The following is a 13,075-nucleotide window of genomic DNA, read 5'->3' as shown; positions in this document are numbered from 1 at the left end:
TCAAACATACAAAAAGCGAACCGAATTCTGAAATTCAAAATTCAATTCGCTTTTACAACGTGTGAGTTAATACTTAAATGATATGTATCAGACTACCCTTGCCAGGATGATAGGAGGGTTCGTATTTCACATAATTTAGTGTGGCAAGTTCGCTAATCACCTTATGATATGTAGTGATTGATTTAATTTTTGCAGCAGTCATCAATCGCTTTCGCGATACATTAAATGGATTACTTAAATCGCTTTTAATCCAGATGGAAATTAATGCAGTGCATAGACCAATGTGCGATGTTGTAAGGTTAGCATCTGAAGTAATGCGATCAATAAAATTCCCTAACTGTTCAGCGTTGTTCATTGCTTTCAATCAGTTTAGCAATTTGATCGTAGTCGTAGAAGATGATACCACCTACTTTACTATAAGATAATGACCCATTGATTCGCAAGTTCTGCAACGTTCCAGTAGATATTCCTAACAGCTTCTTTACTTCGGATGACTTAAGCCACTTTTTGGCGGGTGTGGCAGTTGCTCCCTTCAAGAGATTTTTAATCTCATTAAGCAGGTCTCGCTTTAAATTTTCAAAATCACCAGCTGTAAGAAGTTGGTCTCTATGTAAACGCTGTCCTTGTTCTTCTCTATTTGTTTTGTTTCCTCCCTCCATAAACTCAGTTCGTTAATAGCCTAAAGATGTAACCACTTATTACGTGAGGTTAATTGTTTTGAACGAATGTTAACGATAGTGAACTATTGTTAATGATTTTGAAAGAATATGTAATTTTAGTATTTTAGCACTTGCTTAAATGCTTTACAATGATTGCTAACACATGTATTCGGGTTCTTGCTGATGTTAACCAGATCAAGGAATGTCGGGAGAAGGTCAAAAAAGTTGATGAGTCTGTTGAGGTTCTTTCTAATGCCCTGGCACTTGCTGGAAATGAAGTCCGCCTTAAAATATTGTTCCTCTTGCAAGAAGAAGGACAGCTCTGTCCTTGTGACCTAAGCGATATTCTTGGAATGACGGTATCAGCTATTTCGCAGCACTTGCGAAAGCTAAAAGACGGACGATTGATTGAATACAAAAAAACTGGTCAGACTATCTTTTACTCGGTAAACCCTGATTACTCGGAAATCCTCAAACCCATGTTCAAACTCATTACGAATAATAAAATTTTAGAGTTGGTATGAAAACACAAATTGTATTAAGTGTCTTTACCGCATTGGGAGCATCTCTTTGCTGTATAACTCCAGTACTTACTATCGCAGCAGGTACGAGCAGTATCGCATCTACGTTTACATGGGTCGAACCCTTGAGGCCATATCTTGTCTCATCAACAGTTTTGATTCTTGGATTCGCGTGGTTTCAGGCCATTAACTCTAAGAAAGAAGATGATTGCGGATGTGAGCAAAAGGTATCATTTTTTCAGTCAAAGAAATTTCTGGGAATCATTACAATTTTCTCTTTGCTACTGATCACTTTTCCTAGCTACTCCAAGTTCTTTTTTAATAACGAGTCTCCGCTTATTATACAAGACCAGAAGAAGAAGAGAGTAGAGTTCGCTGTAAAGGGGATGACTTGCGCAAGCTGTGAATTGCATATAGAAAGTGAAGTGAAAAAACTTTCGGGGGTATCCTCTGTAAAGGCTTCTTATGACCAGGGTTCTGCTATGGTTGAATACGATGAGAAGAAGGTTGACAAGGATAAGATTATTGCCGCCATTAACAGTACAGGCTATAAAGTAGAAGGGGTTCCTTTCAGCACGTTGTTGCAAGGAAGGGAAAACTGTAGCGCAAGCTCATGTCAAATTCCTATGGGAGATCTCCCTAAAGAGGAAAATAGGGATTTAATTGATTTGAAAGATTTAAGTCAAATACAAAAGGCTTTCAATCAGTATCCCGAAAAAACAAAATTTATTGCCATACTTTCCTCTACATGTATGTGGTGCCTGAAAGGAGCTGAGTCTGTTCAAAAGACGATCATTGACAATATGGAAAAGAAGAACTTGTCGGTAATAATCGTATGGACTAACATGCTTCAAAGTGATGGAGAAAAAACTGCATTCCGTGCGGCTTCGCTTTTTAAGAATAAGAGCATTGTTCAGTTCTTTGATGAAGAAAACAAATTTGGAGATATCGCTGCTAAGTCAATTAACCCTGCTGGCGAACAAGCGTGGGATATTTATATGTTCTTCGATAAGGATACTAAATGGACTAAAAGCCTGCCTCGTCCTTTTGAATATGTCCACCAACTAGGGCCAACGAGAACTTGGGTAGATCAGACAAAATATTTCTGCGGGAGCAAGCTGACTGAGCGACTCGAGACGATAACCGCTTCACTATAATGAAACAAAAAAATGAGTACGACAATAGAACTTCAATCTGTAATTAATTGTCCAGTCTGTGGGCACAAGAAGGAGGAAACCATGCCGACTGACGCATGTCAATATTTTTATGAATGTGAAAACTGCAAGACACTCCTAAAGCCCCTGAAGGGAGACTGTTGTGTGTTTTGTTCTTATGGAACGGTTAAGTGTCCACCAATTCAAAAGGGTGTGTCATGCTGTTCATAAACTAAATTACAGCTTTGTGTATGTGAGAATATTCACAGCCTCTCCATCATGCCCCGATTTATAAGTCGGGATGCATCTGATCCAATACCTTGTTCCTGTTTGTTCATTTCCGGAGATGTTAGCATTAATCCAGTTCTGTAATGCGCTTACATTTAAGTGATATGCCCAAGTGCTTGATGTATCAATTCGTGTTTTATAGGATACTGCCGATAGGGCATTTGTAAAGTCGTTAGCTAAGTCTGTAATTTTTCCACGCATAACAAAGCGGTCTCTTCTCAAACTTTGGTTGTGATCGTCATCCCATTGGCTATCGGGAAAGTAAAATTGAAAATTTCGTTGTTTAAGATTAAGTGCTACTAGGGCATCTGCTAAATCTTGGATACGAACAAGGTCTGCATCTGAGAGAATGGCATTTAACTCTTCTAAAGTATCAATGTCTTCTCTTTTGAGTGACTGCATACCTTGAATGATGTTATAAAGCTTCTCCAGTGTATTCGCACTTACAGGAACATTCCCACGCAAAGCCATAATTGTATCGTTGAACTGACTTTGACTAATAAGTTCTCCATCCTCAAGAATGGCATTAAGTTTGGAAAGTGTATTAATATCGTTTGCTGTTAGTCCAGGCATACTTCCTCCCTGAAGCTTTAAATAGATTTTATAAAGCAGCTCATCGGTTCTCGAATAAAATGGTGGAGTAAGTCCTTCCATTAACTATTACTGTTTGGTTTAAAAACCCAGCCCAAAGCGATGGCAGCGAAAACAGTTGTCGCTGTTATTACTCGCTTAAGTGTAATTCTTCTGAGCGATCTAAAATCAATCAGTGTGTAGCTGAATTTATTTCCATAAAGCTTAGCGTGGTTTTTACAAAGCTCCATGAACACCAGAAAGTCATCTGCGCTTTTAAACACCTGGCATCCGGCAGAATATTGGTCAATGGATTTCGTTGTGCCTGAAACAGATGCTCTGTGAATGTTGATACCAAAATGCCCTGTTTGTTTTTCGCCATTGTTAAAGTCCAGAATAGCATCGCGGTCATAATCGCGTATTACGGTAACTGGTTTTTGCTGAACAAGAGCTTCATACTTTCCTCTATGTTTTCCAATGGAATACGCATCCACATTCTGACCCTGTGCAAGAATGGCTGTGCCTTGTGGATAGGCAGGATTATTTAGCCAGAATGTTCCTGGATCAGTTGTGGCCGGATAGATGTGATAATTCCATTTGCCATTGGGCAAAGTGTAAAACACATGAATCTCATCATCAAAGGAATTTGATTCTACGCTTTTACTTCTTAGTCCAACGATGTTAAGCTCATAAGGCCTTGTGTATAACACAAAACCGTACTCTTTCAAAATTCCCTTTATTCTTGATAGCATGTGTTTTACTCTTTACTTGTTAGTGCTTTATGCAGCTTGCTTAAATCGGAATGAATTCACGCGATTCATCCATCCATCGTAGAAGACAATTTGGTCAGGTCTTCTCTTGATGATGTTGTTCAAGAATACCTGACGTTCAATCTTGAGTAGATTGAACAAACGCTCCTGGTCGGCACAGTTGATTGCGCTAAGTGTTTTTGCGCCTACAATTCCATCAACGTCTACCTTAATGACACGCTGCACAATCTTGGCCACTGTCTTCCTTCCTGAATTGTAACCCCAATCGACAATGAACTGAGCTACTGATTCATTTAAGATGAAGTCTCCCTGGAAGTAATCCCAAAAGATTTTCTTTGCAATCCACTTCGCATCTTCTTCACTGAGTTTCTTGATGTCTTCGGCATCAATGTCGCCATCACCATCTTTGTCATGGCCGTGTTCCTTCCACACGGAAAGAATGACTCCGTACTTAGTCGGGCCTCCTTTATCCAATGGATGATTCACATACCCTCCCTCTAATCGCAGGAGCTTCCCTGCGAAGTTTTCAAACTTTGCCATTGTTATTAATTGTTTGTTTTAATTTCCTTTAGGTGTACTTCACGTCCTGCGTTGGGACTTTGAGAATGCTGTTATCAATTGACTTGAACCATGTCATTCCATTAGCGACTTCCAATTCATCTCCAAGTATTGTATTCCTGCGCACAGGTATCCGGTTATTCCTGGCATCCGTTACCACTGTTTCGCGGATAGTGACGAGGTCTTTGTAGAGTCGGATTCCTTGTAGGCTCCATGTTCCCGCAGAGCTTACTTTCAAACCTATGCGCAGGAATTCATTTCGTATCTGCACCTTGGCAGCTTCATTGCTTTTGAAAGCATATTCCAAGAGGTCTGTTACAATGGTCTTTGAGATAAAGCTTTGCTTCTTGTAGTACTCATTCACCGCTGAATATTCTGTCACAGATTTTAGCTGTTTTAAAATATCCATCACTTGAGCAAGATTCTTGGCTTGCGCACCTTTGTAAAGACTCTCAGCTAATGCCGATGGATTGAATACCACCTGGACAGAACCTTTAGTCGATCTGGTGATTTTGTTGAAGAGTGTTTCATCTACAATTTCAGGATACCCCGCTGTCTTTAATGCTCCCGCTGTTTGTGGTCCGAATTGTCCATCAATCATAATGGATGGAGTAGTCTTCGATAAGGCCTGTTGAAGCATGGTAACTCGCGTACCTCTGCTTCCTCTCTTCAAAGGGAAACTGTCACTGGCTGAACTCAGAATTCTTGATGTGATGGTGCTAAACGAAGCTGGTAGTGTGTTATTGATAATGATAGTATCGTTGTTGTCTGAAGGCAACTGATTTTGTTCAGCCAACTTCTTTCTTTTAATCCTATCATATACAAGATACCCACCACCGCCAAGGGCAGCTAGAGCCAATGCGTAGATAAATACCTTCGCAGGTTTAACAGCACTCTTCTTGCCTTGACTCTTTTTTGGTGTTGCTGTCTTTTTTGCTTTCGGCTTTTTCGCTTGTGCTTTCGTCTTCCCCTTCAATGCCTTCTTCGCCATTAGTTCTTCGCGTTTAAAATCCTTATCAGCTCGTTATACTCTTCACTGCTCAACTCGTCTTCCAGGTCTGCATTCAGACTTTTACCATAAAGGTTGGCGTACTCCTTTTGCACTTTTGAGTACATGCTCTTGGATGGTATATCGTTAAATACTTGTATCACCATCTTTTCATTCGTTCCCCAACCTGCGTAATTGTCATTATCAAAGGCCATCTTCAATTGCTTGGCAAATGTTGCCGGATCGCCTACCTCTAAACTTCGCTTTTGAGATACATTCGCTCTTGTCTTTTTGTAAAAGTGACGCGCCAGAAAAAACAGTCCGGTAGCAGTGCCAAGTCCTAGTGTCGAATAGATCACTACGGTCTTGAGATTTTGAACCTTCTGTGCGTCTGCGTTCATGTCTTACTTATCCCTACTTTAATTCTCTATAACCCCAAGGCTTTTTTAGCCAGGGATGTTTTCATTGGGTCATTCTTGACCACATCGGCAAGCTTTGCTATTTCGCGTGCCTTTAACTTCTGCATCAAGATGGATGCTGCTGACAGTTTTACTTCTGCCTCACCTTGCGTTTGCGCCTCAATGCTCACTTCAAAACTGTACTTGTTCATTGTTATGATTGTTTAATGTTTACATGATTTAAGATTAGGTCAATCTTACTCTTGTCATCGGCAAGGGTTTGAAGAATGAGAAGTACTCGCTCAAACTCTTCTTTGCTAAACTGTGACTTAAGCTGATTGACAAACTGGATAGCAGCCTGGTCTTCTTCAGTGAGAGAAGAAGCAGAAGAACTTACCTTTGGTTTGAAGCTGACTTCTGAATCAGGTATTGGTTCTTCGCTTGTTTCTTCATTGTTTGATTGCAATAAACCTGCAAGTGCCTCACCACCTGGAAAGGCTGCCATGAGTTTTGGATTACGCTTGATGAAGCTCTCCACCAGACTTGACCCAACATCACCTAAGAAACTATTCAAAGGAGATTGCTTCATTTCAAGTCGGGCATTGTGCTTCTCTAATTCCTCGACTTCACTCTCCAGGTCTGCGATGTGTTGTTGTAATTTTTTATTGGCGTCTTTCAGCTCATCAAACTCTTTCTCTCGCAGTTTTCGTTGAACTTCTTCATCAACGATATTTTTTACATCAACTCCAGATAAGCCTTCCTTGGGTTGTTCACCAAAATAAAAAATACGCTTTTCGTTGTTATTGCTACTGCCAGTGAAAAGTAGAATTTCAATTGATCGCGTATCCGCAGTTACGAAGTTTTCAAACATCGTAAACATATCAGGGTCACTTGTTCTACGTACCGCCTTGAATCCATCAACCAAGATTTCATAATCAATGGGTTGACCTTTCTCATGGTATAAGCGCAGGTAGTGCAAAAGACTATCAATCTTTTTCTGTTCGTATTTTTCTTTATTCGGTAGTGCCATAACTAATTCACTATGATTGCTTGTATAAATTTTATTCTTCGCTTCGCAGCTCCTGGATTCGTTATCTTGATTTCACCTCGATGAATGTGAATGCTCTCCGGTATAGGATCTTCTGTTGAGTCGTACATTCCATATTCAGAATCAACCACAAGCCCAGGAGGTTCATCAATGATGAAGAACATTTCATTGTAGGCCGGAATGGTCACTGTTGTTCCTGCCTCGATGATGAAGTCCCTGTGACGGAGATGATACTTCGAATAGCCTTGCTGTTTTAATCGCAAGGGCGCAAACTCTAAAATGAATTGCTCGGTCATAAGTGTATCTCTGTTGGTTCAAGAAAATCTGCTTTATCATTCTTGCTCTGTTCTAATCCTTCATCCGCAGTAACTTCCTCAAGCTCTTCAGCCGTTTCACATTCCACATAGACTGTGATGACAAATGGGTGGTCAAACGACTCACCTTTGAACCAAGCATTGATGATGGAAGTATCACCCTCAACATGCACGGGTTTTATCTTCGGTACATTTCCAGTAACCCAAGCCTTGTCACTCTCAAACTGTGAGTCTTCGACTTGAATTATCGATTCGTCTGACGACTCAATACCTTCTTCTTTTAGTCGTGCCACATAAAAGACATCCATCTTGTCATTAGCTTGAAAGCTTACGGTCCCGGTTCCCATGTTGCTGATGTTGTTACGAGTATCCCTGTTACTTTCTTCACATTAGCCGGAAGCCTGATTTCGAATGGCTTGAACCGCTCAAGCTTATTCACTTCAAGTTTGGCTATGATGATTCTCCGTTTGGTCTTTGTGATTATCATTACTTCATCTCACATAAAAGACTGATGATAACTTTGTAAGCCGCAAAGGGAGCGTTTGGATTGGCCGTATCCTTGTACTGGATTTTTAACTCACCGTTTCCGGATACTACTCCATTACCCAACGACTTGTATTTGTTGTCAGGGGCTACTGCCATTCCACTCATGAACATTTTGCTCTCAAAGTCTTCTGGGAAAAGTTCTTCTCCCGAAAGTTCAATCCGTTGAGAGCCTCGGTAGAACAAGAGGTTCGGTCTGTCTGAACTCATCATGATACCGTGTACCACTTTGACGTTCTTATCTAGGTCAAACTTCTTGCTCACCGGCTGCCCTTCCGCGTCCACCAGGAAGGTGTAGATTTTATCCACCAAACGCTTCTCCATGACCTACTAAGGAATGGTTGCAGTTCCTTCAAGGCCTACATACAAAACTGAGTTTGCATCCAGCCCCTTGATGGTTCCAAGTTCAATTTCAAACTCGATGTCCACATCGTCATGAATCAGACGAGGATTTGCAAGCTTGTAAAAACTCTTTGGCACCATGTCAAACTGTGTGGTCACGAACTTCCTGTTAGAAGTATCGCTCACCAGTTGTTTTTTGTTGGCCTTGAGTTTGAACTCACCGTTGGCAAGTGCTCCAATGTTTTCGATGGAATCAAACTTGGTTGTTTTGATGTCATCAATGTCCAATGAATCGGCAACACCATGTAGCAAATAAATTCCAGACACGAGCAAGGCCATATTCTTTGGAAGTTTGGCGTTACTGATGTTACGCAGGTTCACTTCCTTTACGTCCTGACTCTCAAACATCTTGATCGTCTTTGCCCCTTTGATCGGCTTGATGGTATAAATCAATTGATCAGCCAGGCGCAACTTACCTTGAAGCAATTGCTCTTTAATGTGCTTGGGTAGTTCTACAAAGAACTTCTCAAACTCTGCACGTGACCCTTGAGAAGGAATGTGCCGCTTCACAATCTTACTCATCGCCTTTGCCCGTTGCACAGGGTTCAGCGCATTCAGATACCCCATTAACTCAGTATCCATCTCTCCATTCAGACCCAACAACTCCGTTGGGTTTGTGTACTCACTCTCCATGAGTTGTCCTAATGCTCCCAGCATAATTTTACTTTGTGTTTAATTGTTACTCTTTGATTTAAAACTCTCTTTCAGTTTCTTCCACTGCATTCATTCCATTCATGTTCGCGATCTGTTCCTGGATTCTATCAATGGCTGACATATCCAATTCCTTTGAATTGTTGTATGGATTGACGAAGTAGGTTACTTGCTCTTCACCAGCAAGTCCGTTGGTTGCACTTGGTTCTGCTTTGCTGATGTAAAGCTTTTCTGAGAAATTCTTGAAGAATGTTCCCACACGATCTTTTGCCTGTTCAGCAATTTGTTTCATATCAAATCCATCTACACCCTGCACTGTTGTAGTCTTGTTTTGATTTTGAAATCCGTTGCTTAGTGTAAGCCCAAGACCTGCTGCGATGATGTAGGGATTCTTCTTATGGAAACCCACCAATGTCACTGGAATTCCTGCAAGCAGCGAGTGCTTGCCAAGTGCCGCGCCAGCACCGCCTGCTGCGATGGCTGCGAGTAGCACAAGCCCACCTTTAGTTACCGTCTGCGCTATCGGATGTTCCATTACTGGAGCGGTTCCAAAGAGTGCATTCCCTTGTTTGTTTTTCTTCTGCTTAGCCATGCTTATAATAGATTTTGTGCTTTTACTTTTTCTTTTTTGTTCTTGCTATCAGGTTTAGTCTTGCTCTTCGTCTTTTTCTTTTTTGGAGGAACGCCTTCCAATCCATTCGTTCCTGATCCACCCCTCATTGCTCTTATCAAAAGAACTCCTCCTGTGATAATTCCTCCAGCGACAAGCAGAGACTTACCAGGATTTGCTTTTACCCATGTCGTAGTCTTCTGTAAGAAGCCAGCCTTCTCTGAACTATCCTGAGTTTGTAGCGCACTGTCTGATGATGCACTTTCATTTGGTAGAAGCATAGCTCTACTGGCGGTAGATTCATTTGATAGTACAGGCTGAGTAGGCGAAGCAGGTGCTGAATATATTTTTGTTGCTTCATTGGTTTTTAGAGTTGTTGGTGTGTAGGAAGAAGGGATTGATGCACTTGCAATGATTGCCTCTTCATCTTCTGAAATAGTTGCAGGCAATGGTTCTCCACCTCCGTCTGATTCACTTTGAAAGGATTGCTCATCGCCACCACCTTTAGTGAATAAACCTTTGACTTGTTTTAACGCGCCTGCAATAGCTGCCACCGCTGAACTTGCTGCTGCCAATGCTGTACCCGTAGCGATTTCACCTAAGCCCTCAACACCATTGCTATGAATGATATTGTACTCGTCTTCATCTGCATAGACATCATGCGCACCAAAAAATCCTTCGAAGCCACTCAAGGGTACTTTTTTATCCCTGTTACCTTTTCCACCAAGAATCGCTTTTTTTAGATTTTCCTTTTTACCACCTGCTTGCCAGTAAACCGTCTCAGCTCTGTCTTTGATGGATCGCAGTTTCTTTAACTCACTTAGGTTGATTCCCTTTGCCTGTGCTTGCGCATCTGTCATGTAAGCGTAGCGAAGTTTCCCGCCTACATTCATCATGTTATTTTTCATAGCTAATAGGAAACCGTTGCGAAGCAGGAGCGTAGCAGGATTTACATAGCGATTAATAAACCTGATACCATCACCAACTTTATCGCCCACCTTTTGCGCTACTGTGCCCACTTTCTTTGCAACAGTTTTTACTTTGCTTCCAATTTTTTTGAAGATGTTTCCCATTTCATCTTCATCGTAGAGTGAAGCAAGATCAGAGAGGTCAACATTTTCATGTTCTATGAATTGGATTTCCTCTTGTCCTTCATCTTCAACTCCGTCTAAATAATCCAGTCTCATATCGTAGTCTTTACATTCTAAATAAGGTTGTTCATCATTAAACCTGTCCTTCACACAATCAATCACGATGTAACAGTCACGTTCATCAATGTAATCCTCCAGGTGACCAGGCTTCGGCACAATAGGATATACATGCTGCCATCGCGGAACTTCCGGATACCGTTTCGGGTATTTGGTTATTCTAGCCAGGCAAGGAATATTAAGAGAGCGGAGGATGGAGAGAATAAATACGGTGTAACAGTCACAGTCTACTCCCGTCTTCCTATCGCTCCATGCGCGTCTGGGACTTCGTACTTGTTCAACCCCTTCCTCGTCTCTTTTGTATTGAATATGCTGGTACACAAAGTGCCAGATGTTCGAGCACGTTTCTTCCAGCGTTCGCCCTTTCAATACTTTTGCAATCTTTTCCGTTTGCCACAACGTTTGTGGCAATGCCTTGCGAATGAGCTTCATTGTATCTTCTACATCCGCACTCTTTTTTATTGTGGTGTCTCTATCACCTGGTGGAGGAAAGAGATGATCGAACTCCCTCCCATCTTTCAACCTCCTCTTTATGTCTGCTACCATACGCCTCTACCTTTCTTCATCATCTCTCTCCTTGCTGCCATCAGGCAGGTTTCCCTCCACCCAAAGTGATGTTGTCTGTTTTCGTGTAAGGCAAGCTGTCATTGATTGTGGTTATCGTATGAACAATCAGGTTGAGCTTACCAGTTTCCCTGTACTCTTTAATCAATGTCGGCACTGTAGTTGCCAGGCTCAGGAATCCAAGCTTGATTCGGATTGGCTCAAGGTTAACCTCACTATATTTTGGGATAGTGATGTTTGAATCTTTGACCTGTGATGATGCTACCGTTTTGTCACTGTAGATCATTTTCACAAAAGGATGCTTTACAATGATGCTTCCTCCGCTTGGATTCTTAAGCTTCACATTGATCGTTAGCTCGATGCCGCTCAGATTCACATTATGAATAGAAACTTTTGTTTTGGATTCTAATTCATTGGATAATCTGTTTAGCTTCAACAGGTAGCTACCTCCAAAGTAGAATGCTGCCACCGCACCTGCTCCGATCAATATGTGGCTAGTCCTGATCATTGCGCTTCTTTCTTCTGAGCTTAATGCCTTTGATCTTCCTGATCTTTGTGAAATCCTTCACCTTCTCTTTGTGTTTTTCCCAGAGCGGGCTTAGCACATCACCAATTATCTTGAAGGCAAGACAGATGATACCGCCTACAACAGCTTGCAGCGCATATTCCAGAATGAATAAAAGTTTTACATTACCAAGCAGGTTGAATGCTGCCCCGAAAAGGAAGGCAATCCAATTGCCCGACCCATGATTTTGATTTATCTCCGCGTTCATGAATCAAATATGCAGCGATTCAAAGGGGAGAGTTAACGATTGTGAACGTTAGTGAATGAGTGTGTAACTTTATGAAGGATTGTAAAAGGTTGTGAAGGATTGTAAACGATTATGAATGAATGTTCCTTGTGGAACGGCTGATGTTCAGAGTTTTGATTTGCGACCCACTGACTCTTTGAACGGATACCAAAACTGTTTCCAATAAGTGCGTGGAAAATTTGGTTCTTCTTTGATTCCAATTTCGCCAATACCCTCGGTGTGATAGATTTTTGGATTGTCGTATGCGGTCTTAAAAATATGATCCCACACTGTTAGCCATGCGCCATAATTTACTTGCGCATCTTTATAGTCTGCACGGTGATGCCAGCGGTGGAGTTCAGCTACGCAAAAGAACTTTTTCAGAATGCCAGCCTTGTAGTCCAGATTGGTATGTTGCATCATCATGTTGATGGCAAGAATGGCCAAAGCTGCGACCACTACCGGTTGGGGCGTGCCGATTACAAGGCACAAGATTATTCCTGGACTACCTTCCAGAATTTGATGCAAGGCATGCCGCTTTTCTCCATTCAGAAAGTACAAGCGTTCGGAACTGTGGTGAATGGCGTGAAGTTTCCACAACCACCCATAGCGATGGCTCTGCCAATGAACAAAGAATAGAAAGAAGTCGATAATTGTGAGTGCCAATAGTACCTGCATCCAAAATGGCAATGTGGTAGGGAACCATTGTGGAAAGGGTATCCAAACCGCAAGCCAGATGAGTGTAAATTGGGCAGAAACTTTGATGAGGTAATTGACGATGTAATACGTAAAGTCGAGGTTCCAGTCAGTTCCATTTACCCAATTTTTTTCGAATGGCATCCAGCGCTCAATCAGAAGGGCTGCCAAGCCGTACACTGCAATAATGGGTACAGTAGCCAGGTATTGATTAGTGCCGCTTTTCATTAGCCAGATGATAGAGAAGAAGGCGGATAGCATAAAAACAGGGTATATTGAATACTGGAAAAAATTTTTCATAGCCGAAGAATTTGTTGTGCAAAGTCTCCAGAAAGAAATGCC

At 41.6% G+C, this 13,075-nt stretch carries 21 protein-coding genes; 3 read left to right on the top strand and 18 right to left on the bottom strand.

The window, feature by feature from the left end; all coding sequences use genetic code 11:
• Nucleotides 1-73 precede the first annotated feature (73 nt).
• Together ACO1XM_RS10360 and ACO1XM_RS10355 are read right to left on the bottom strand one after the other, a co-directional pair.
• On the bottom strand, nt 74-355 hold the full coding sequence (locus tag ACO1XM_RS10360; RefSeq protein ID WP_486228577.1) for a hypothetical protein: 282 nt from the start codon (nt 353-355) through the stop codon (nt 74-76).
• A complete protein-coding gene (locus ACO1XM_RS10355) occupies nt 342-659 on the bottom strand; it encodes a helix-turn-helix domain-containing protein (protein WP_486228575.1) in 318 nt (105 codons plus the stop codon). Before ACO1XM_RS10355 ends, ACO1XM_RS10360 begins: the two co-directional genes overlap by 14 nt.
• 149 nt (nt 660-808) lie before the next feature.
• Between ACO1XM_RS10355 and ACO1XM_RS10350 the strand changes: the two genes are divergently transcribed.
• The 3 genes from ACO1XM_RS10350 to ACO1XM_RS10340 are packed head-to-tail and all read left to right on the top strand — an operon-like array spanning nt 809 to nt 2,565.
• Nucleotides 809-1,183, top strand: a complete 375-nt coding sequence (locus tag ACO1XM_RS10350; protein WP_486228573.1) for an ArsR/SmtB family transcription factor — start codon at nt 809-811, stop codon at nt 1,181-1,183.
• Nucleotides 1,180-2,337 (top strand): mercuric transport protein MerTP, encoded by a 1,158-nt coding sequence (merTP, locus tag ACO1XM_RS10345; RefSeq protein WP_486228571.1) that lies wholly within the window; start codon nt 1,180-1,182, stop codon nt 2,335-2,337. Before ACO1XM_RS10350 ends, merTP begins: the two co-directional genes overlap by 4 nt.
• Nucleotides 2,338-2,349: 12 nt before the next feature.
• Nucleotides 2,350-2,565, top strand: a complete 216-nt coding sequence (locus tag ACO1XM_RS10340; protein WP_486228569.1) for a GDCCVxC domain-containing (seleno)protein — start codon at nt 2,350-2,352, stop codon at nt 2,563-2,565.
• 6 nt (nt 2,566-2,571) lie between these two features.
• On the opposite strand, the gene ACO1XM_RS10335 is transcribed toward ACO1XM_RS10340, so the two are convergent.
• From ACO1XM_RS10335 to ACO1XM_RS10260, 16 genes are all read right to left on the bottom strand, one after another.
• Nucleotides 2,572-3,276, bottom strand: coding sequence for a hypothetical protein (locus ACO1XM_RS10335; protein ID WP_486228567.1), 705 nt, complete (start codon nt 3,274-3,276; stop codon nt 2,572-2,574).
• On the bottom strand, nt 3,276-3,944 hold the full coding sequence (locus tag ACO1XM_RS10330; RefSeq protein WP_486228565.1) for a hypothetical protein: 669 nt from the start codon (nt 3,942-3,944) through the stop codon (nt 3,276-3,278). The genes ACO1XM_RS10335 and ACO1XM_RS10330 overlap by 1 nt, the downstream gene beginning before the upstream one ends.
• Before the next feature lie 27 nt (nt 3,945-3,971).
• Nucleotides 3,972-4,502 carry a glycoside hydrolase family 108 protein gene (locus tag ACO1XM_RS10325; protein WP_486228563.1) on the bottom strand — a complete coding sequence of 177 codons (531 nt, stop codon included), beginning with the start codon at nt 4,500-4,502 and terminating at the stop codon, nt 3,972-3,974.
• Between the two features lie 28 nt (nt 4,503-4,530).
• The gene (locus ACO1XM_RS10320; RefSeq protein ID WP_486228561.1) at nt 4,531-5,511 is read right to left on the bottom strand and encodes a peptidoglycan-binding domain-containing protein; all 981 of its coding nucleotides are present in this window, start codon (nt 5,509-5,511) and stop codon (nt 4,531-4,533) included.
• Complete coding sequence (locus ACO1XM_RS10315) at nt 5,511-5,909, bottom strand: hypothetical protein (protein ID WP_486228559.1); 399 nt, start codon at nt 5,907-5,909, stop codon at nt 5,511-5,513. The genes ACO1XM_RS10320 and ACO1XM_RS10315 overlap by 1 nt, the downstream gene beginning before the upstream one ends.
• Nucleotides 5,910-5,935: 26 nt before the next feature.
• Nucleotides 5,936-6,118, bottom strand: a complete 183-nt coding sequence (locus tag ACO1XM_RS10310) for a hypothetical protein (RefSeq protein WP_486228557.1) — start codon at nt 6,116-6,118, stop codon at nt 5,936-5,938.
• A gap of 2 nt (nt 6,119-6,120) precedes the next feature.
• Nucleotides 6,121-6,936, bottom strand: coding sequence for a hypothetical protein (locus tag ACO1XM_RS10305; protein WP_486228555.1), 816 nt, complete (start codon nt 6,934-6,936; stop codon nt 6,121-6,123).
• Nucleotides 6,937-6,938: 2 nt separating this feature from the next.
• Complete coding sequence (locus tag ACO1XM_RS10300; protein WP_486228553.1) at nt 6,939-7,250, bottom strand: hypothetical protein; 312 nt, start codon at nt 7,248-7,250, stop codon at nt 6,939-6,941.
• Nucleotides 7,247-7,615, bottom strand: coding sequence for a hypothetical protein (locus tag ACO1XM_RS10295; RefSeq protein WP_486228551.1), 369 nt, complete (start codon nt 7,613-7,615; stop codon nt 7,247-7,249). Before ACO1XM_RS10295 ends, ACO1XM_RS10300 begins: the two co-directional genes overlap by 4 nt.
• A 139-nt stretch (nt 7,616-7,754) precedes the next feature.
• Nucleotides 7,755-8,135, bottom strand: coding sequence for a hypothetical protein (locus ACO1XM_RS10290; protein ID WP_486228549.1), 381 nt, complete (start codon nt 8,133-8,135; stop codon nt 7,755-7,757).
• 6 nt (nt 8,136-8,141) lie between these two features.
• On the bottom strand, nt 8,142-8,870 hold the full coding sequence (locus ACO1XM_RS10285; protein ID WP_486228547.1) for a hypothetical protein: 729 nt from the start codon (nt 8,868-8,870) through the stop codon (nt 8,142-8,144).
• A 34-nt stretch (nt 8,871-8,904) separates the two neighbouring features.
• Nucleotides 8,905-9,456: a hypothetical protein gene (locus tag ACO1XM_RS10280; protein ID WP_486228546.1), complete on the bottom strand. Its 552-nt coding sequence runs from the start codon at nt 9,454-9,456 to the stop codon at nt 8,905-8,907.
• A gap of 2 nt (nt 9,457-9,458) precedes the next feature.
• On the bottom strand, nt 9,459-11,228 hold the full coding sequence (locus ACO1XM_RS10275) for a transglutaminase-like domain-containing protein (RefSeq protein WP_486228544.1): 1,770 nt from the start codon (nt 11,226-11,228) through the stop codon (nt 9,459-9,461).
• Between the two features lie 40 nt (nt 11,229-11,268).
• The gene (locus ACO1XM_RS10270) at nt 11,269-11,754 is read right to left on the bottom strand and encodes a hypothetical protein (protein ID WP_486228542.1); all 486 of its coding nucleotides are present in this window, start codon (nt 11,752-11,754) and stop codon (nt 11,269-11,271) included.
• Nucleotides 11,741-12,019, bottom strand: coding sequence for a hypothetical protein (locus ACO1XM_RS10265; RefSeq protein WP_486228540.1), 279 nt, complete (start codon nt 12,017-12,019; stop codon nt 11,741-11,743). Before ACO1XM_RS10265 ends, ACO1XM_RS10270 begins: the two co-directional genes overlap by 14 nt.
• Nucleotides 12,020-12,163: 144 nt before the next feature.
• Entirely contained in the window at nt 12,164-13,033 is an 870-nt protein-coding gene (locus ACO1XM_RS10260; protein ID WP_486228538.1) for a sterol desaturase family protein, read from the bottom strand.
• Between the last annotated feature and the right edge of the window lie 42 nt (nt 13,034-13,075).

It is taken from the genome of Chryseotalea sp., from assembly GCF_057350905.1.
Note: the sequence above shows the minus strand (reverse complement) of the source record. Positions and strands in the feature narration are given on the sequence as shown.